This window comes from Rufibacter sp. DG15C (assembly GCF_001577755.1).
In the GTDB taxonomy this organism is placed as follows: Bacteria; Bacteroidota; Bacteroidia; order Cytophagales; family Hymenobacteraceae; genus Nibribacter.
Genome location: NZ_CP010776.1, coordinates 3,820,962 through 3,840,870, shown reverse-complemented (window position 1 = coordinate 3,840,870; position 19,909 = coordinate 3,820,962). Strand labels below are relative to the sequence as shown.

Here is a 19,909-nt window from a genome sequence, read left to right as displayed (position 1 = left end):
GCCTCTTTCTACTTTTTCTGCAATAGAAACAGGTGCGCGCTCAAAGGCGCCAGGGTAATATTGGTTTTCACCGAAGGCTCCAAAAACAAAGGCGGCATGCTGGTGAGCAGGTCCTGCAGGATAAGCGTGCCTTTGTTGTCCATTCCCACCGCAGACAATGATTGAGCCGGTAATGCCAAGTTGAAATCTGCCGCAGTGCGGTTGAAGTTGACTACTACCAAGATACGTTCATGGGCAGTATGCCGGATGTAGGCGTAAGTGCCCACCGGAGCAACCCCTTCTTGCACGGTCAAGGCATACATTTTCCCTTTCCGGATGGCTTCGCGGCTGGTGCTGACGTTGAGCAGTTTGGTGTAGAACTCGCGCAGGCGTTGTTGGTCTTCGGTGAGCGTGCCACCGTCAAATTTGCCACCGTTCATCCAGGCCTGATGCGCGGGCACGCCCCAGTAGTCAAAAATGGTGGTGCGGCCGTCCTCGCCCTGAAAGCCCTCATGGCCTTTGCCCGGCTCCCCAACTTCCTGCCCAAAATAAACCAGTACCGGCCCGCTGCCTAGGGTGGCGCTTACGGTCATGGCAGGTACCCCCGCCCAAGGCGTGCCGGCAAACTCAGCAGAGGCCAGGCGCTGCTCGTCATGGTTTTCCAAGAAGCGTAGCATCTGGCTGGAGATGCCTTTGCTTTCCTCTTGCCACACTTTGGTGATGTCATGGGTATTGCCTTTGCCTCGGTTTTCCATCAAACGGCGCACGCCGTCATAGAGACCCACTTTGTCATAGAGGTAGTCAAAGCCGCCGGTCTTAATGTAGTTGTGGTACTCTTTGGGGTTGTAAATCTCCGCGATGAACTTGATGTCTGGGTGCTTGGCCTTCACCTGCGGAATGACCCAGGCCCAGAACTCCACGGGTACCATCTCGGCCATGTCGCATCTAAACCCATCCACGTTTTTACCTGCCCAGTACAGGAGAATGTCGCGCATCTTAAGCCAGGTGTCTGGGGTGGGAGAGAAGTGCTTGGTGCGGTTGTTCTGGTAGTCTACGCCGTAGTTCAGCTTCACGGTCTCAAACCAGTCATCTACACTGGGCGTAGCGCTAAACACGTCATTCCCCGAAGCCTTGGCCGGATTCTCATTGAACTTGCCGTCCTCCTGCGGACCCTTGAATGAAGCGCTCAAGGCATTGTACCCAGAATGCACTTGCAAGGGCTGGCCGGGCAGATAGTAAAAATTGTTGCTCGGCTTAAAGCCAACGGTCACATCATCCTTCGCCCCGAAATCCTCCACGCCTGCTGGCTTGGCGTCTGACTGGTACTTGCGGGCCACGTGGTTGGGCACAAAGTCAATTATCACCTTCAGGCCGTTGCCGTGGGTACGTTTTACCAGCGCCTCAAATTCCGTCATCCGCTTGCGCACGTCCACGGCCAAGTCTGGGTTCACGTCATAGTAATCCTTGATGGCGTAGGGTGAGCCGGCGCGTCCTTTGATGACATCCGCGTCATCCAAGGGAATCCCGAACTTGGTATAGTCAGTCATGAGCGCGTGCTCCAAGACGCCGGTGTACCACACGTGCGTGGCGCCCAGTTTCTTGATTTCCTGCAGGGCCTTGTCCGTGATGTCATTAAACTTGCCCACGCCGTTTCCCTGCAGAGTGCCATAGGTTTTGTTCACCGTTTTCTTGTTCCCGAACAGGCGGGTCATCATCTGGTAAATCACCAGTTTCTGGTCCGTCACCTCCTCGTTGGTCGTGAACCGGTTAATGGCCTCGGTGGCACCTTCAGAAGTAGTCATGGTGGTAACAGAAGTTTCGGTGTCTGGCAAGGTTGTGTTGCTGGGCGCCGATGATTTACACGCAACCGCTAACGTGGCCAGCAAAGCCAAGGACAAGAATGAACGCTGAGAATGTATCATGAAACAGAGGTCTTCAATGGGTTCAAATGTTTAACTCAGCCGATAGGAATAGTTATTAGCCGAGCGGTAAAAAAGCTTCCGTTTTTGGCCTAATTTCCAGAAAACAGGCCAAAAACGGAAGCGGCATCTTTACGCTACCTGATGCGCCAGTTGCACCTTGCCATTGGCCTCAATGGTCTGGGGCTGGTCAAAGATGGTAAGCGACAGCGGCTGGATGTGCTGGTTCTCAATCTCCACGCCTTCCTTGTTCACTTTCACATTCAATAGATGGCCTCTGAACCTAATCTTGAAAGAGTAGCTGGACCAACCCGCCGGAATAAAAGGATTAAAATGCAGTATGTTGTCTCGTACGCGCATGCCGCCAAAACCCTGCACCACGCTCATCCAGGTGCCGGCCATGCTGGTGGTGTGGCAGCCGTCCTCGGTGTCGTTGTTGTAGTCGTCCAGGTCCAGGCGCGCGGTGCGCAGGTAAAACTCATAGGCACGCTCTTCGTCGCCTAGCTTGGCCGCCAGGATGGAGTGTACACATGGGCTCAACGAAGACTCATGCACCGTGCGCGGCTCATAGAAGTCATAATTTCTCCGGATGGTCTCCAGGTCATAGCGGTCCTCAAACAAATAGATGCCTTGCAAGACGTCGGCCTGCTTGATGAACACCGAGCGCAGGATTCTGTCCCAGGACCATTTCTGGTTCAGCGGGCGGTCTTGGGATGGAAGGTCCTTCACCAGAGTCTGTTCTTTGTCCAAGAAGCCGTCCTGCTGCAAGAAGATGCCCAGGTCTTTGTCCTCGGCGTAGAACATGTGGTCAATCACGTGTTGCCACTGCTCGGTTTCCTTGGCTACGTCCAGGTTCATGACGCCTACCAATTCCTGATAGCGCGAAAGGTTGGTTTCCTGCACGTGCTTCAAGGCCTTGAGCGTGTACTCCAGCGTCCAGGTGGCAATGGTAGACGTGTACCAGTTGTTGTTAACGTTGTTTTCGTATTCGTTAGGACCCGTCACGCCCAGCATCACGTACTGGTTTTTGGCCGCCGACCAGTTCACGCGCTGTGCCCAGAAACGTGAGATACCTACTAACACTTCCACACCGTATTCGGCTAGGTACGCGTCATCTCCGGTGTACCGGATGTAGTCATATATGGCGTGCGCGATGGCGCCGTTGCGGTGAATCTCCTCGAAGGTGATTTCCCACTCATTGTGGCACTCCTCGCCGTTGATGGTCACCATGGGGTACAAAGCGGCACCATTTGTAAAGCCCAACTTCTCTGCGTTCTCAATGGCTTTCTGCAAATGCTTATAGCGGTACACCAAGAGGTTGCGTGCCACTTGTTGGTCGGCGGTGGCCAAGTAGAACGGAAGGCAGTACGCCTCGGTGTCCCAGTAGGTAGACCCGCCATATTTCTCGCCGGTAAAGCCTTTCGGACCGATGTTTAGGCGTTCATCCTCGCCAGTGTAGGTTTGGTTGAGTTGGAAGATGTTGAACCGGATGCCTTGTTGGGCGGCGGCGTCTCCTTCAATGACAATGTCACTTTCTTCCCACTTGGCGGCCCAGGCGTCTATCTGCTCTAACAGTAACTGCTGGAACCCCTTAGCATAGGCCTCAGCAATAACTTGTTTGGTGTTGGCCAGCAATTGCTCCTTTGGGTGGTTTTCTGAGGAAAGGTTGGCGGCAATTTTATAAATAATCAGGTCCTTGTCTTGGTTGGCAGCCACGGTAAAGGTAGAGGCCACATACTTGGAGCGCTCTGTGTTGGTGGCGTCCACAGCAACTTCCTCGCCGTCCAGCGTCACCTTGATTTTCTGGCCGGTGCAGACATGAAAAGCGGTCTTCTTGGTCTCGGCGGTAACATACCCTTCCAAGCTTTTGACTTCTTTCTGCACCTCGTTCCAGAACTTCTCATCGTAGTTAGAATCGGCGTTCATCACGTCCACGTCCACGAAAGGAGTGAAGGTGATATTGCCCGAGAAGTTCAACGGGGTGAGGCAGTATTTGATGGCGCCTACCTCATCGTCCACAATGCTGGTAAAGCGCTTGGCCACGACGCGCACTTGTTTGCCGCTGGGCAGCTGGGCCGTGAAGGTGCGCTCCAACCAGCCTTCGCGCATGTTCAGCTCGCGTCTGAACTCCAGCACCTGGCAGTAGTGCAGGTCAAGGGTTTCGCCGTCAATGGTCACGTCAATGCCAATCCAGTTGGCGGCATTCAATACCTTGGCGAAGTATTCTGGGTAGCCGTTCTTCCACCAGCCCACGCGGGTTTTATCTGGGTAATACACACCGGCCACATAATTTCCTTGCAGGGTTTCACCGGTGTAGGTTTCCTCAAAATTGGCGCGCTGGCCCATGCGCCCGTTGCCCAAACTGAAGACGCTCTCCGATATTCTATTATACTCCGGACGGAAGCCTTCTTCTATGATGGACCATTCGTCTATGGTAAGGTATTGCTTCATGCTTTTAAGATGTTAGTAGCTAGATGCTAATAGCTAGTCTTTTTAATTTCTTATCTGATGTTCGTTTTTGGCCTGTTTTCTGGAAACTAGGCCAAAAACAGTTATTTATTTAGGTACTTCTGCGTCCCCCTTTGAAGGGGGTAGGGGGATGATTACCTTCTGCTGATGACTAAAAAATAATCAAGATTAAGTATTAACTCCTTTTAGGGAAGCTATTCAAACTTATAACTTCTTTGTCATCCCCCAACCCCCTTCAAAGGGGGACGAAGGGCGTGGTGTTTTTCTTATGCTCTTACTTTTCTAATTCTCTCAATTTGGCGACAGACATTTCGGTCATGTCTTTCACCACGATGTCTGCCAGCGCCAAGGTCTCTGGTTCACCTACGCCTACGCACAGCATGCCTGCGTTCTTGGCAGCCTCTACGCCGGCTACGGCGTCTTCAAAGACTACGCAGTTTTCAGGCTGTACGCCCAAGGCTTCGGCGCCTTTTAAGAACACCTCTGGGTCTGGTTTGCCGTTGATGACATGACGGCCGTCAATGATGGCGTCAAAATAGCCTAGCAAACCTGTACGCTCCAGAATTAACTGGGCGTTCTTACTCGCCGAACCTAAGGCAATCAGAATTCCTTCTTGCTTAAGGGCCTTCAGGAAATCCACTACGCCGGGCAGAATCTCGGCGGGCGTCATTTGGGCCACGTCTTTCAAGTACTCGGTGTTTTTCTGCTCGCAAAGGGCCAGCATCTTCTCCTGCTCCAGGGTCTGGTTGCCAATCTCTAGGATAATCTCCAGGGACCGCACGCGGCTCACGCCCTTCAAGCGCTCATTGTCCTCTTCGGTGAATTCTATGCCCAGGCTGTTGGCAAGGTCCCGCCAGGCTTTGTAATGGTACACGGCGGTGTCTACTAAAACGCCGTCTAAGTCAAAAAGGCACGCTGTTATCTGGCTCATTTACTTCTTTTCTTGTAAGGTTATACCTCTCAATGGAGGGTTGAAGGTAAGGGCGTTTTCGGCCTGTTTTCCAGAAAATAGGCCAAAAACGGTTTATTTCTGTAGCTCCAGCACCAAGGCGGTCTTGGCCGGAATCTTAATACTGGCCAGGCTGCTTACCGGCTGGTTGGTGATGACGTTCTGGGCTTTGGTGAAGCCGGCCGTGCGCTCTGCAAAGCGCTCGGTTTTTAAATCAACCTCTTTATCGGTAGTATTGGTGGCCACCATCACGGTCTTGTCCTGGTTGTACCGGAAGTACACGTAGATACCGTCCTGCGGTACAAACTGCATCAGTTTACCAGAGTGCAGGGCAGGGGTGTTCTTACGGTAGTTGGCCAGGGCCTTTACAAAATTGAAGGCGTCATTCTCACGCTCATTTCTCCCTGAGGCCAAGAACTTGTTCTCCTTGTCACCGGCAAAACCACCCGGGAAATCCTTGCGCACTTCAGCGTCTGAGGGGTCCTTGAAGTTCTTCATCAGAATCTCGGTGCCGTAGTACAGGGACGGAATACCGCGCGTGGTCAAGAGCCAGGTCATGCCCATTTTGTATTTGTTCAGGTCTTCGCCAATCACGGAGAAGTAGCGGTTCATGTCATGGTTGTCCAGGAAGGTCACCAGTTTCATAGGGTCTGCATACACGGCATCCTGGGCCAAGACCTGATGTACTTTGCTCACGCCCTCGTCCCAGCCAAAATTCTGGTTGAGCGCGTCATTAATGGCGTTGAACAGGACGAAGTCCAAGGTGCCGGGTTGGTTGCTCTTGAACGGGAAGTTGATGTTGTTGCGCACAAAGCGGGACTGCGCGATGACATTGTTCACCCAGCTCTCCCCGAAGATGTGGATGTTGGGGTACTCGTCCAGCAGAGCCTGGTTACAGCGGTTCATGAACTGGTCCTCATTGTACATGTAGGTGTCAATGCGCCAGGCATCTACGCCGAAATGCTCGACCGTCCAGATGGCATGCTGAATGAGGTAGTTCTCCACCAACTTGTTGTCATGGTTCAGGTCGGGCATGAAGGGCGTGAACCAACCGTTGAGCATGATGCTCCAGTCTGCTTTGGAGCCGTTGGGGTCAATGATGGGCTGGAACTTGTGCGAGGTGTTGGTGTAGCTGGGGAACTGGTGCACCCAATCTTTGCTGGGCAGGTCTTTGATAAACCAGTGGTTGATGCCCACGTGGTTGTACACGGCGTCCTGCACAATTTTCATGCCTCTCGCGTGCGCTGCCTGGGCTAGTTTTTTGTACGCTTCGTTGCCACCCAAGCGGCGGTCTACGTTGTAATGGTCGGTGAAGGCGTAGCCGTGGTAGGCGCTGCGTTTGGTGCCGCCCTCATCCGTCAATGGTTGGTTGTTCTCAATCACCGGGTTCAGCCACAGCGCCGTCACGCCAAACTCCTGAAAGTAGTCTAAATGGTTCTGAATGCCCTGTATGTCTCCGCCGTGACGCAGGAACGGGTTGTTGCGGTCGGCGCTGGGGTCGGCCATGTCCTTGAACTTGTCATTCTTGGGGTCGCCGTTGGAGAAGCGGTCAGGCAGGACCAGGTAAATGAAGTCAGAGCCGTTTAGGCCTTGGGCCTTTGGTTCTGCGGTGCGCGCCTTTAGCTCATAGGTGCGTTTGATGGTCTTGCCGCCTTTTTTACCAGTCAACGTGAAGCTGCCCGCTTTGGCGGTAGGCGCAATGGTCACATCAATAAAGGCATAGTTAGGGTTTTCCACTTTGTTGGTCTTCACCAGCGTCACCCCCGGATGGCTCAAGGAGTAGTCATAGGTACCAGCATTGGGGCCGTACACCAACAGTTGCAGGTTGGGGTTTTTCATGCCCACCCACCAGAAGGTTGGGTCAATGCGTGTAATGGCGTCTTTTTTCTGGGCCTGCGTGGTGGAGGTGACCAACAAAAGAAGAAGCAAAACATTGAGTCTATTTGCCCAACCGAAAGTAGAATTCCGCATATATCTGTCTCTATGGTTTAAGTCAAGTTTTAATATTCGTTTTCAGCGTGATTTCTAGAAAACAGGCCAAAAATGGAATCCTTTTCTCTTTTATACTCCAACGGTTCTTTTGCTTAAGAAATCGTTTACTCTAATTCATTTCCTGGTGCCTGAGCAAGTAAGGTGTTTACGGTGACCCTTTGGCAAAAGTGAAACACTTATGACTTGATACAGAAGTAGTTCAAAATTTAAATCTAGATTTCAACTGATCTTAAGTTTTACGGTGAGTTCCTTTTTGAAAGCCCGCTGGTGGTAGAATATCTTTAGGACTAGCGATTCTTTGCTAGTTTTATAATATTTACACCAAAAATAATAAGTTTTGTGAGAGGGAAATCGATTTCCTTGATTTAAAAATGCCAAATTATGAAAAACAGCTTCAAAACTAAGCTGATGATCCTTCTGTTGATGGGTGCCGGCGTGCAAGCAGCCTCGGCGCAAATCACTTTTGAAGTAACCAAAATGCCTTCCAAAACCCCGGCGCTGGATACGATTTTCCTGGCGGGCAATCATAACAATTGGAACCCCAGAAGTCTGGCTCATACGTTTAAAAAAGCATCGAACGGCCATTGGTACCTGACCATGCCCTCTGGCAAGGACGAGCTGGAATATAAAATTACGCGGGGCAGTTGGGCCACCGGCGAGGCCTTGGTCAGCGGCGCCCCTAAAAACAACAGAACCTACCTGGCCAAAAAACCAACCGACACCGTACGCGTGGAAATTGAAAGCTGGTCAGATTTCCATGCTAGTCCAGACAAAGTGCATACCGCCTCTGCCAACGTGAAGGTGTTGAGCCACGAGTTCTGGATGCCCCAACTTAACCGCAGCCGACGGGTCTGGATTTACCTGCCGCCAGACTATGCCACTTCGGGCAAAAAGTACCCGGTGCTGTACATGCATGACGGGCAGAATTTGTTTGACGCCTTTTATGGTTTCAGTGGGGAGTGGGGCATTGATGAGTCCATGGACAAGTTGTTCATGGAGAAAGGCCTGAGCGCCATCATTGTGGCCCCAGACAACGGCGGCGACCAACGAATGAACGAATACACTGCCTGGAAGAATGATAAATATGGCGGCGGACAAGGCGAAGCCTACGTTGATTTCCTGGCCCAGACCTTAAAGCCATACATTGACGCGCATTATAGAACCAAGCCCGAGAAAAAGTACACTGGCGTGGCCGGCAGCTCTATGGGCGGCCTGATTTCTTTGTACGCGGTAATGAAGCATCCACAGGTTTTCGGGAAAGCAGGCGTCTTTTCACCAGCGTTTTGGGTGTCTCCAGAGATGTATGATTATGTTTCAAAAAACAAAGTACCCAAAGATGTGAAAATAGTGTTGCTGGCCGGCGAGAAGGAAGGGAAGGACATGGTGCCAGACATGGCCAGGATGCGCGACTTGCTGTTGCAAAAAGGCTTGAAAAAGAAGAACCTGCAATATGAGGTGCACGCAGACGGAGAACACAAAGAATCCTTCTGGCAACGCGAATTCCCAGACGCTTTTACCTGGCTGTTTTCAAAGAAATAGTCTTTGGATAAGGGATTGACATTTTATATAGTCGTTTTTGGCCTGATTTCCTGAAAATACCCCAAAATTGAAGACCTTGTAAGGAGAGTTTGCATCCTGAAATTTGATATTAAAAAAAAGAAAAGTCCTTGCTTCGTTTTTAGCCTGATTTCTAAGAAATACGCTAAAAACGAAGCAAGGGCTTTTTAATGGGCATTAGTTCATCCACCGAGGGCACAAAACCTTGCCTCGGTTAAAGAGCCGCACCCCCACGGTTACCTCATGTGAGCCGGAGTTGGCTATGTTAAGGTTGGAGGTGTTGTAGTCATAGGCATAGCTCGCCTCCAGAAAATACGTGAGGTTAAGACCCAGCATGGCAGCGTAGGCATCTTTGGTGCGGTAGGTAGCGCCCACCCAGAACCTGTCTGCGTACACGGCGCGCAAATTGGCGTCTATGGTGGTAGGACTAGGCGAGGCAATCTTTACCAAGACAGAAGGTATTAGCGTCACCGCAGGGCCCACTCTAAATTTATAGCCTGCCATCCCGAAGAAATGCCGTTGCACAATCCCTTCGGTGACGGCTCCTTCAGAGGCGCGCAGCTCAGTGTGTAACAATTGCGCGCCAGAAAAGCCCGCGTAGAAATTGGGCGCATAAATCCAGGTGCCTAAGCCCACGTCGATATAATTCCTGTTCAGAAAATCACTGCCCAGAGCTGGCTCTGCGGGGTTGGAGAAGGTGGCCTCGCTTGAATTGAAGCTGTTTCTTAATATGCCGCCATGAGCACCTACAGACACGGTGATGCTCCTGGTCACGGGTAGGTGGTAGGCATAGGATAAGTTGACGTTGGTTCTGCGCAAGGGCCCGGCCTTATCAACCACGGCCATAATGCCCACGCCATGGTGCGGGTACGCCGGCACAAACTTATTCTTGTTGACCGTCCGGACGCCGCTAGGACTAGAGGCGCTTCGTACACTTCCTACGGCTTTATTCAGAGGCGTATGGGCACTGAAGTAATACGTCTTGGGTGCGCCCTCTAAGCCTACCCACTGTTGCCGGGATCCCAGCTTAATGTCTGTGTAATCTTCAATGCCGGTAATGGCGGGATTTAGGAGGTAGCTGTTAATCATGTACTGGGTGTACTGGGGCCGTTGCTGCGCCCAACCCGTTGTGGTGACTACCAGCATCAAAACCCAAAGCGATAGTGATTTTTTCATCATGGTTTATTTGATAATGGTGACACTGCCTTTCAAAGGATTCTCATCCTGGTTCAGCCTGATGATGTAGTAGTAAGTGTCTACCGGCAGGGCCTTGCCATTGTAGGTGCCGTCCCAAGGCGTGGCATAGCCCTTGGACGTGTAAATGCGCTGGCCCCATCTATTGAAAATCTCAATGCTGATCTCAGGGAAATTGCTCACGTTGCCCAAGTCCCAGGTTTCATTGATGCCATCGCCGTTCGGGGAGAAGGTGTTCACAATTTTAAGACCACCTATCACGTTTACCGTGACTTCATCAGTGTCGGTGCAGCCGTTGGCATCTGTTACTTGCAGGGTATACGTGGTGGTCACAATAGGGCTGGCTGCTGGGTTAGCGGCGGTGTTACTGCTTAGGCCCGTGGCCGGCGTCCAGAGATAAGTGGCACCGCCGCTTCCGCGCAGGGTAGCCGCCTGGCCTTCAATGATGGTGGCGTCTGGCCCGGCGTCTGCTACGGCGTTGCTCACGGTCACCTTCACCTGGGTGCGGGTCACGCTCACGCACTGGTTGGTGTTTTTGGCCTGCACATAGTAGTTGGTGGTAGCCGTCAAAGGTCCGGTCTGGAATTCTGGCCCTATGAATACCGGTGTGCCGCCTTCTGGCGTAGTAAACCACTCAAACACGCCACCCGTCCCAGAAGCCCGCAGTGTCACGGATTCGCCAGCGCAGGAAGTCACATTGGCAGACTGTACGGTTGGGGCCACGGGAGATGGCTCCACTGAGATGAGAATCACGTTGGAGATGTTAGCCGGGCACGTGTTGCCTGACGAGGTGACCAGTCTTCTATACCAGGTGTTTAGATTGGTAGGTGGCGGCGTGTAGTTCTGTGAAGTGGCTCCCGCAATGTTCTGGAACCCATCACTGCCGTTGGTGGTGCTCTTCTGCCATTGGATGCTTAGCGTGCCAGAGCCCCCGGTAGGAACAGACCCAGAAAAAGAGGTGCTGGTATTTTGGCAAACTGAAGTCTGCGTAGCCGAAATGGTGTTGTCATTGATGGTGGCGCTCACCGTAATCTTGACAATATTACTTACCACAGAATCACAGCCCCCAGAAGAAACCAATCTTCTAAAATACGTGGTCTGGGTAAGAACGCCCGGGGAATAATTCTGGCCTGTGTTGGTGCCGGCGGCCGTCTGGAAGTCTTCAGAGTTGCCGGTCAGGCTGCTTTCCCATCGATAGGTTTTGGCCAGCACTCCACCCGTAGGAATGCTTCCAGTCAGTGGGGAAGGGGCGGCGCCGGTAGCGCAAATTTCCTGGTTGCCCTCAATGGTATTGCCTGTCAATTTAGGGGTGACGCGTATCTCTACCACAGAGGCAGAAGCCTGGTCACAAGCAGAACTAATCACACGCCGTCTAAAGAACGTGGTTTGGGTTAAAATGCCTGGGCTGTAGTTCTGCTGCGTGTTGACGCCCGGTGCGGCAGTAAACCCATCGGTGGCATTGTTGCTGCTTTCCCATTGGAAGGTAACGCCGGCGATGGGGGTGCCAAGTATCTCTGGGGCAGTGACGCCCTCGCAGATGGTGCTCAACCCGCCGCCGCCTACGTTGATGGTATTGCCTTCAATGGGCGGGCTCACCACCACCACCACCACGTTGCTGGTATCTGGGTTGCAGGAGAAATTGGAACGGGCAATCCTTCTAAACCACGTGGTAGCGGCCAGAGCTCCCGGCGCATAATCCTGAGAAGTCACACCCGAAACGGTGGTAAAACCGGTGGTTTCACTGGTAGTGCTTTTCTGCCAGAGATAGGTAGGCGTAGCGTTTCCTTCTTTGGCAGCCGTGCCGGTAATGGTGCCCGGTTCTGAGCCTGCGCAGATCTGAGCATTGGTGCCTTCCACGGCAATGGTATTATCCGTTATGCCAGGAGTGACGTTGACGGTGAAGGGCGTGCGGGTTGCGCTTTCACAGCCTTTGTCTGTCACGGCAGAAACATAGTAGGTCACCGATGCGCTCAAGGTGTCTGTGGTGTAGTCTCTTCCGGTTTTCAAGGGCGTACCGCCGGCAGGATCACTGTAAAAATTAAAGGACACACCCGGGCCTGTGGGTCTAATCAAGGCTGCTGTTTCATTACAAATTTGCGTGGATGTGCCACTGAACGTAGGAGCCGTGGGTATGTCATTGATGGTGATGGTAGCAGTGGCCATCTGTTGTTCCACCTCGTCTGAGGCGCCGCATTCGTTCTTGACCACCACCGTGACTGTGTACACGCCCACGTTAGGGAACCTGATTTCCGGAGCCTTGTCTTGCAGCGTTGTGCCGTTCACAGCCGTTGCCCCTGAGGCCCCCGAAACCGTCCAGGCATAAGAACTGATGGTGCCCAGGTTGGCGTCAAACTCCACCAAGTCCCCGCTAAACTTGACGGTGGCCGGCGCGCCGCAATAGGTAGAGTCTGCCTGCATCCGGACTTCGGGTAAGGCAATGAGCACGCTCTGCTCCGTGGAGTCCTTTCCGCAGGAATTAGACACGAAGAGTTTGATGGTGAACCTGCCAATGGTCTTGAAGCTGAAGATGGGGTTTTTAGACGTGTTATTGGTCTGCTCCAAATATTCTATATCATTGGCACCTGCCTCTTGCCCGTTCTTGTTGAGCACCTGCCATTCATAGGCCAAGTTGCCGCCGCTGCTGCTGTCAGTGTCTACAGTCACTTTCACGGGCACACACTCACTGGGGTTTATGCGCTCCTTGTTTGGGGTAAAATGCGCCTTTGGTTTTCGGTTTACCTGATAGTCAATGGTATAGACAGAATCACAGCCGTTGGCGCCAATGGCTCTAATGGTGATAGGAAAGGCACCGGTAGTGTCATAAGGAACGGTGTTTCTAATGGATTTGGATGCCGTGAAATCACTGGGTGTAAACACCTTCGGCCCGGCCCCGTCTCCAAAGTCCACCACATACGAGGAGATGTTATTGGGTACTGGGGTTTGGTTGAGCAGCGAGGCAGTCTGTTTGATTACCTTTTGGCTGTCCGGTACACAGACAAGGAAATTACTGCTGTCTTTGGGCGGCGTAAAAGCCGGAATCTGCGCCACTGAAATACTGGCTGAACGCGTAGGGGAGTTACAGCCATCAGCTGTCACGGCGTACACTTGCGCGGTAAAATTGACGGTGCCGGTTCCTACTGAATAATAGGTATGCTCCACCGTGGTGCCAGAGGCCGTTCTGCCATCTCCGAAGTCCCAGACATACGAGGTGTTGGGTAATGGACTGACAATGGAAAAAGACACAGGCTTGCCCGCGCACTGCGTATTATTGGGGTTGACTAGAAAAGTAGGCTGGGCCGGTTGCGGCGTGATGGTAACGGTGACGGGCGTGGAGGTTTTGGTAGTACACGTAGGGGCACTTACCCGCACAGTATAGCTGCCAGAAGTAGACGCAGTAAAAGTTACGCCGGTGGCATTTGGAATATCTGTGCCGTCCTTCTGCCATTGGTAGGTGAGGCCAGGCCCGCTGTTGGCGGCCAGGGTCACGGCATCTGGCTGGCAGACCGCCGCTGGGTTAGAGGGCGTGATGACGGCAACACAGTCCTGCGCCAACACGTGCGCGAGGTTCAGAAAGAAAACGCAGCAGACTAGGAGACAGAATTTGAAATAGTACATCTTATTTCATAGAAAAAGTAAAGTCTTTAAAGGGCTGGCACAGGCTTCGCCCTGAGATGTTTTTGAAAGAAATATCTTGGTTTATCTTGGTGTGATTATATAACCTATCGATTTATCAGTGCAGATGGTTTTCTTTAAAATGTTTGAAAACCAAAGCTTTGTACACAGAAAGCGCGAAAGGTAGTATTAGGTAAGGCTTGAAGTATAGCGGATTTATAGCAACGAAACGCCAGTCATTATCTCTTCCTATAAGAGGAAGCGCAGGAGGCAGAGCACTAAACGTATGAAGGAGGAATTGAAAGCTGATCTGGTAAACGTCCCCATGCTGCCAGTATCTAGACAGATAGGATATTTGTAAATACTAATATTCTAAAGAAATGTTGCTATAAAGTGTGATGGCGTGTTTTTAAAAGTTGCCCGGTTAGTAGTTTGAACAAACCCGAACTTCGTTTTCGGCTTGGTTTCCAGAAAACAGGCCAAAAACGAAGAAGGCGCTACCATGTAGCGCCTTCTTCGTTTTTAAAAGATAAGTATCCTGATTATGCAGTGGCTCCGCGTTCAATTTCATTCCAGGCCAGGGCGGCCGCGCCCATGATGGCGGTGTTGTTCAAGCCTAGGCCTGAAGGAAGAATCTTTACCTTGTTTTTGAAAACATGCAGCAGGTTTTTCTCCATGTGGTAACGTACAGGATCAAACAGGAACTCCTCTGCGCGCACCAGTCCGCCGAACAAGAAGATGGCTTCTGGGCTCAAGTGGGCTACGGTGTCGGCTAGTTTCATGCCCAGCACCTTGCCGGTGTATTCAAAGGCGTCAATGGCAATCTTGTCTCCGCGCTTGGCGGCTTGCGTGATCATTTCAGCGGTAAGGTCATTGAAGCTCACGCTGCGCAACTCACTGTAATCGGTAGAGTCGGCTAGTAATTTATACACGGTGCGCTTAATGCCTGTGGCAGACACATAGGTCTCTAAGCAGCCTTTTCTGCCGCAACCACACATGCGTCCGCGTCCGTTCACGTTTACCAGGGTGTGGCCAATCTCTCCGGCAAAACCGTCATGGCCGTACACCAATTGTCCATTCACCACTAAGCCGCTACCTAAGCCAGTGCCTAGAGTGATGACCACAAAATTGCGCATGTTCTTGGCACCGCCGTACACCATCTCGCCTATGGCGGCGGCGTTGGCGTCATTGGTCAGGAAAACGGGCATTTTGAAGTACTGGTGCAAAAGCTCCACCAAGGGAACGCTGCCGTGCCACTTCAGGTTAGGGGCCTCTTCAATGGTGCCGGTGTAATAGTTGGCATTGGGTGCGCCCACGCCTACGCCAATGAGCGTGGCCTCATCTTCAATCTTCTTGAATTTGGTTTGAACCTCTTGGTACAGCGTGCGCAAAAAATCATGCACCGTTTCGCCTTCATTGGTAGAAAGCTCACCTTGGGCCAAGCTGATGCCATCACGGTCTAAGAAACCAAATTTGGTGTTGGTGCCCCCAATGTCAATACCTAAAATTACGTCCTTCATGTGCGTTTGTAGAGAATATAAGCGGAAGACAGGGCAACCAAAAAGGGCGACTGTCTAGGGTGATACAGCAATAAAGCACGAAACTTAAGAAGAATAGTGCATTTACCCAAATAGCGGCCCTTGGTATTTATACTGGCAAGGCTCGTAACTCGCTCAAAATGAAAGTCTTCAAATATTAATTAATCCAAGATTGCCATGTGAAAGCTCATGCCTATTATTGCCTAAGGATGATTTTGCCAGTGCGGGATAAGCGTTGCGTTTTTGGCCTGTTTCCCAGAAAAGAGGCCAAAAACGGCAGATAGAGGAGTCCGTTGCCTTGTTGGGGTGAACATAAGGCGGCAGGTGAAAATTTGGCTTTAAAAATTATTAAATTTCTCCTATATTTCAGGCAGTTTTACTGGCAAAAACGGATAAAATTCGCTATTTTTGCATGTTAATAACCCACCGATTACACCATGAGTGACATCGAACAAAACAATAACCTTAATTCTTCTTATTCAGCAGACAGCATCCAGGTCCTAGAGGGTTTGGAGGCAGTACGTAAGCGCCCGGCCATGTACATTGGCGACATCGGCGTGAAGGGTCTGCACCACTTGGTATGGGAAGTAGTTGACAACTCCATTGACGAGGCCCTGGCCGGTCACTGCGACGAAATCAACGTGACCATCAATGAGAACAACTCTGTTACAGTGTCTGACAACGGCCGTGGTATTCCGGTTGATTTCCACCAGAAAGAGGGCCGTTCTGCCCTGGAGGTGGTAATGACCGTGTTGCACGCCGGCGGTAAGTTTGACAAAGATTCTTATAAAGTTTCAGGCGGTTTGCACGGTGTGGGGGTTTCCTGCGTGAACGCACTCTCCACTGACCTGCACGTGACCGTTCATAAAAACGGAAAGATCTATGAGCAGCACTACAACATTGGTGCGCCCGCTTATCCGGTACGTGAGATTGGCACTACAGACAGAACGGGTACTACCGTTACGTTCCAGCCAGATGCCAGCATATTCACCGTTACGGAGTACAAGTATGAGACCGTGGCCAGCCGCTTGCGCGAGCTTTCTTTCTTGAACAAAGGCATCAGAATCAACTTGACAGACCGCCGCGAGGTGATCTCTGAAGGTGAATTCCTGAACGACTCTTTCTACTCACAAGGTGGTCTGCGCGAGTTTGTGGCCTATCTGGAAGAAACCCGCGTGAACCTGATTCCTGATCCCATTTATGTGGAGAGCGAAAAAGGCGGTATTCCGGTAGAGATTGCCTTGAACTACAACACGTCTTACACGGAGAATATCTTCTCCTACGTCAACAACATCAATACCCATGAAGGCGGTACCCACGTGGCCGGTTTCAGGAGAGCGCTTACCCGTACTTTGAAAAGCTATGCAGACAAGTCTGGTATGCTAGAGAAGGCCAAGGTGGAAATTCAGGGTGATGACTTCAGGGAAGGCTTGACCGCGGTAATTTCTGTGAAAGTGCAGGAGCCGCAGTTTGAAGGCCAGACCAAAACCAAACTGGGTAACTCAGACGTGATGGGTGCCGTGGACACGGTGGTAGGAGAAATCCTAAACCAATTCCTGGAAGAAAACCCGAAAGAGGCGCGCATCATCATCCAGAAAGTAATCTTGGCGGCGCAAGCCCGTCTAGCGGCCCGTAAGGCCCGTGAGATGGTGCAGCGCAAGAACGTAATGGGTGGATCTGGTTTACCAGGTAAACTGGCTGACTGCTCTGACTCTGACCCAGAAGTGTGCGAACTGTACCTGGTAGAGGGTGACTCTGCGGGTGGTTCGGCTAAGCAGGGACGTGACCGTAAGTTCCAGGCTATTCTGCCATTGCGTGGTAAGATCTTGAACGTAGAGAAGGCGCAGGAACACCGCATCTATGAGAACGAAGAGATCAAGAACATGATCACCGCCTTGGGTGTGAGCTTCGGGACCCCGGAGGACGACAAGGCATTGAACATGAACAAGCTGCGCTACCACAAGGTGATCATCATGACGGATGCGGACGTGGACGGTTCCCATATTAGAACCCTGATTCTGACGTTCTTCTTCCGGTACATGCGTGATTTGATAGACTCTGGCTACGTATACATCGCCTTGCCACCGTTGTATCTGGTGAAGAAAGGCAAGGAAGAGCGCTACTGCTGGACCGAGCAAGACCGAGCTGAGGCTGTGGCTGAACTGGGCAAAGGCAAGGAAGACAGCGTAGGCGTACAGCGTTACAAAGGTTTGGGTGAGATGAACCCTGAGCAGCTATGGGAAACCACCATGCGCCCAGATACTCGCTCTCTTAAACGCGTTTCTGTTGAGTCTGCCGCCGAGGCGGATCACTTGTTCTCCATGTTGATGGGTGATGAAGTGGCCCCACGCAGAGATTTCATTGAGCGCAACGCCAAATACGCCAAAGTAGACGTGTAACCTGCAAAAAGCTTCTGTTTCTGACAACCTTAGGTCAGGTTTAGAAGTTGAAATACTAGACAAACAGAAAAGCCTGCAGATCTGCAGGCTTTTCTGTTTGTCTTCATGCTGGCAAGCAAAAAGCTAGTATCTTAGCACAAGGCAGAAACGGGATGTACCACGTTTCAAAAAGTGATGATTCATCTGCTATGAACCCAATAAAAGTCTCTGACCAAATCCGGAAAAGTAATTACATCTCACGTGACCTGAGCTGGATGCGGTTTAACTTTAGAGTGCTGGACCAGGCACGCAACCCAGACACCTCCGTCTTTGACCGCCTTAAATTTCTGGCCATTACTGCGTCCAACCTGGATGAGTTTTTCATGATCAGGATTGGTAGTTTGTACAACTACATTGACTACGGAAAGGAGCGCATAGACTACTCTGGCATGCGCGAGGTTCCGTTCCGCAAGAAGCTGCTAGATTTTTCGCATAGGTTTGTGACAGACCAGTACCAAGTGTACCAGGAGCTGGTGAAGGAGTTCCCAACTAACGGCCTGGACATTTGCCAGGTAAAAGACCTCACAGAGACAGAGCAGCGCAAAGTGGATGCCTATTTCAAGGACACCATCTTTCCGCTGCTCACGCCCATGGTGTATGACAGCTATCACGGCTTCCCGTTAATGATGAACCAGCTCCTTATTTTTGGAGTGGTCACCAAAGTGGACGAAGAGGTGAAGCCAGTTAACCGCTTGACCTTTATTCAGATACCATCCAATTTGAATAGGTTCATGGAGATTCAGCGCAAGGACAAAATCATCTTTGTGCCCATTGAAGACGTGATACGGGAGAACATGCCCAAGCTGTTCCGGAACGTAGAGATTCTGTCGGTGAGCCTGTTCAGGATTACCCGTAACGGGGACTTTACGCTGGAGGAGAGTGATGACATGGACCAGGACTTTGTCCAGGAAGTCAAGCTCAAGTTGAAGACTCGCAAGAAGGGGAGAGTGGTGCGTCTTGAGATGGACAAAGAGCCTTCGCCTCATATGCTCAAAATTTTGAAAGAGCGCTGGATCATAGACCAATCTAACCTGTTCCAGATTAACGGACTGGTAGATTTACGTGGCCTGTGGCAGATCATCAAGCATCCGCTGTTCAAGAATAAACTGATGAAAGCGCCGTCGCCGGTGCAAGCGCCAAGTTTGCCACGCGGCGCCGAGGAGAATCTCTTTGAATACCTGAAAGAGCACGACGTACTTCTGCATCACCCATATAACAGCATAGAGCCGGTGGTGAGTCTCTTAGAGAAAGCCGCCGAGGACCCGTATGTACTAGGTATCAAGCAGACTATTTACCGTCTGGCAGATAATTCCAGAGTGACCGCCGCCTTGCTCAAGGCCGCCGAGAACGGAAAGCACGTTTCTGCCTTGTTTGAGGTGAAAGCCCGTTTTGACGAAGAGAAGAACATCAAGGAAGGCGAGCGTCTGGAGAAAGCCGGGTGTTTTGTGATTTACGGCATCAGCAAGTACAAGACCCATACCAAGATGATGATGATCATCCGGAAGGAAGGGGAGAAGGTAACGCGCTACGTGCACATTGGCTCGGGTAACTACAACGAATCTACCAGCCGCCAGTACACCGACATCAGCTTACTGACCACCGACGACGTGTATGCGCATGACGTGTCTGACTTCTTTAATGTAATCACCGGCCACTCGTATCCTGAGGATTACCAGTACCTGATTACGGCGCCAAAAGACATGCGCCAGCAGTTAATTGAATTGATCAGGCACGAGGCTGAGAACGCCAGAAAAGGCTTTGAAGCAGGCATTGTCATCAAGATCAATTCCCTGGAAGACAAGGAGGTTATTGACGAGTTCTATGCCGCCTCCCAGGCTGGTGTGAAGATTAAGTTAATTGTACGCGGTATCTGCTGTCTGCGTCCGGGCCGTGAGGGATTAAGTGAGAACATTCAGGTGAGCTCCATTGTGGGTGAATACTTGGAGCACGCGCGTTTGTTTTACTTCCATAACAACGGCATCCCGACGGTCTTGGGCGGATCTGCTGACATTATGGTACGTAGTTTTGAGCGACGCATTGAAGCCTTGTTCTACATTGTGAATGACGAGTTAAAACGGCAAGCCATCAACATCCTGCGCTTTAACCTCATGGACAACCAGAACTCTTACATGATGCGCGAAGACGGCACGTATGTACGCCGCCATCCGGCAGAAGGCGAGGCGCCGTTCAACGCCCACCGCGAGTTCTATCACCTCACCAATGAGATGACCAAAGAGGCGTGCCTATTCTAAAATGGCAAGT

At 51.4% G+C, this 19,909-nt stretch carries 10 protein-coding genes; 3 read left to right on the top strand and 7 right to left on the bottom strand.

The window, feature by feature from the left end; all coding sequences use genetic code 11:
* Window positions 1-8: 8 nt before the first annotated feature.
* The 4 genes from TH61_RS16505 to TH61_RS16490 all read right to left on the bottom strand — a co-directional run bounded on the left by TH61_RS16505 (window position 9) and on the right by TH61_RS16490 (window position 7,287).
* Window positions 9-1,694, bottom strand: coding sequence for an alpha-amylase family protein (locus TH61_RS16505; protein ID WP_066512986.1), 1,686 nt, complete (start codon window positions 1,692-1,694; stop codon window positions 9-11).
* A 336-nt stretch (window positions 1,695-2,030) separates the two neighbouring features.
* Window positions 2,031-4,349, bottom strand: coding sequence for a glycoside hydrolase family 65 protein (locus TH61_RS16500; RefSeq protein WP_066511737.1), 2,319 nt, complete (start codon window positions 4,347-4,349; stop codon window positions 2,031-2,033).
* Between the two features lie 292 nt (window positions 4,350-4,641).
* Window positions 4,642-5,298 (bottom strand): beta-phosphoglucomutase, encoded by a 657-nt coding sequence (pgmB, locus tag TH61_RS16495; protein ID WP_066511734.1) that lies wholly within the window; start codon window positions 5,296-5,298, stop codon window positions 4,642-4,644.
* Between the two features lie 93 nt (window positions 5,299-5,391).
* Window positions 5,392-7,287 (bottom strand): glycoside hydrolase family 13 protein, encoded by a 1,896-nt coding sequence (locus TH61_RS16490; protein WP_066511732.1) that lies wholly within the window; start codon window positions 7,285-7,287, stop codon window positions 5,392-5,394.
* A gap of 402 nt (window positions 7,288-7,689) precedes the next feature.
* Here TH61_RS16490 and TH61_RS16485 point away from each other — a divergent pair, with 402 nt between their 5' ends.
* The gene (locus TH61_RS16485) at window positions 7,690-8,847 is read left to right on the top strand and encodes an alpha/beta hydrolase (protein WP_066511730.1); all 1,158 of its coding nucleotides are present in this window, start codon (window positions 7,690-7,692) and stop codon (window positions 8,845-8,847) included.
* Between the two features lie 195 nt (window positions 8,848-9,042).
* Here TH61_RS16485 and TH61_RS16480 read toward each other — a convergent pair whose 3' ends face one another.
* The 3 genes from TH61_RS16480 to TH61_RS16470 form a co-directional block, all read right to left on the bottom strand.
* Window positions 9,043-10,044 (bottom strand): type IX secretion system membrane protein PorP/SprF, encoded by a 1,002-nt coding sequence (locus tag TH61_RS16480; RefSeq protein ID WP_231862244.1) that lies wholly within the window; start codon window positions 10,042-10,044, stop codon window positions 9,043-9,045.
* Between the two features lie 3 nt (window positions 10,045-10,047).
* Window positions 10,048-13,614: a gliding motility-associated C-terminal domain-containing protein gene (locus TH61_RS16475; protein ID WP_231862242.1), complete on the bottom strand. Its 3,567-nt coding sequence runs from the start codon at window positions 13,612-13,614 to the stop codon at window positions 10,048-10,050.
* A 599-nt stretch (window positions 13,615-14,213) separates the two neighbouring features.
* A complete protein-coding gene (locus tag TH61_RS16470) occupies window positions 14,214-15,191 on the bottom strand; it encodes an ROK family protein (protein WP_066511720.1) in 978 nt (325 codons plus the stop codon).
* Window positions 15,192-15,646: 455 nt separating this feature from the next.
* Between TH61_RS16470 and gyrB the strand changes: the two genes are divergently transcribed.
* Together gyrB and ppk1 are read left to right on the top strand one after the other, a co-directional pair.
* Complete coding sequence (gyrB, locus tag TH61_RS16465; RefSeq protein WP_066511717.1) at window positions 15,647-17,608, top strand: DNA topoisomerase (ATP-hydrolyzing) subunit B; 1,962 nt, start codon at window positions 15,647-15,649, stop codon at window positions 17,606-17,608.
* A gap of 188 nt (window positions 17,609-17,796) precedes the next feature.
* A complete protein-coding gene (gene ppk1, locus TH61_RS16460; RefSeq protein WP_066511714.1) occupies window positions 17,797-19,899 on the top strand; it encodes a polyphosphate kinase 1 in 2,103 nt (700 codons plus the stop codon).
* Window positions 19,900-19,909: the final 10 nt, after the last annotated feature.

Bases quoted from the DNA above. Each gene is read 5' to 3' on its own strand.
- TH61_RS16505 (WP_066512986.1), bottom strand. From the start codon at position 1,694: ATGATGACCCGCCTGTTCGGGAACAAGAAAACGGTGAACAAAACCTAT.
- TH61_RS16500 (WP_066511737.1), bottom strand. From the start codon at position 4,349: ATGAAGCAATACCTTACCATAGACGAATGGTCCATCATAGAAGAAGGC.
- pgmB (WP_066511734.1), bottom strand. From the start codon at position 5,298: ATGAGCCAGATAACAGCGTGCCTTTTTGACTTAGACGGCGTTTTAGTA.
- TH61_RS16490 (WP_066511732.1), bottom strand. From the start codon at position 7,287: ATGCGGAATTCTACTTTCGGTTGGGCAAATAGACTCAATGTTTTGCTT.
- TH61_RS16485 (WP_066511730.1), top strand. From the start codon at position 7,690: ATGAAAAACAGCTTCAAAACTAAGCTGATGATCCTTCTGTTGATGGGT.
- TH61_RS16480 (WP_231862244.1), bottom strand. From the start codon at position 10,044: ATGATGAAAAAATCACTATCGCTTTGGGTTTTGATGCTGGTAGTCACC.
- TH61_RS16470 (WP_066511720.1), bottom strand. From the start codon at position 15,191: ATGAAGGACGTAATTTTAGGTATTGACATTGGGGGCACCAACACCAAA.
- gyrB (WP_066511717.1), top strand. From the start codon at position 15,647: ATGAGTGACATCGAACAAAACAATAACCTTAATTCTTCTTATTCAGCA.
- ppk1 (WP_066511714.1), top strand. From the start codon at position 17,797: ATGAACCCAATAAAAGTCTCTGACCAAATCCGGAAAAGTAATTACATC.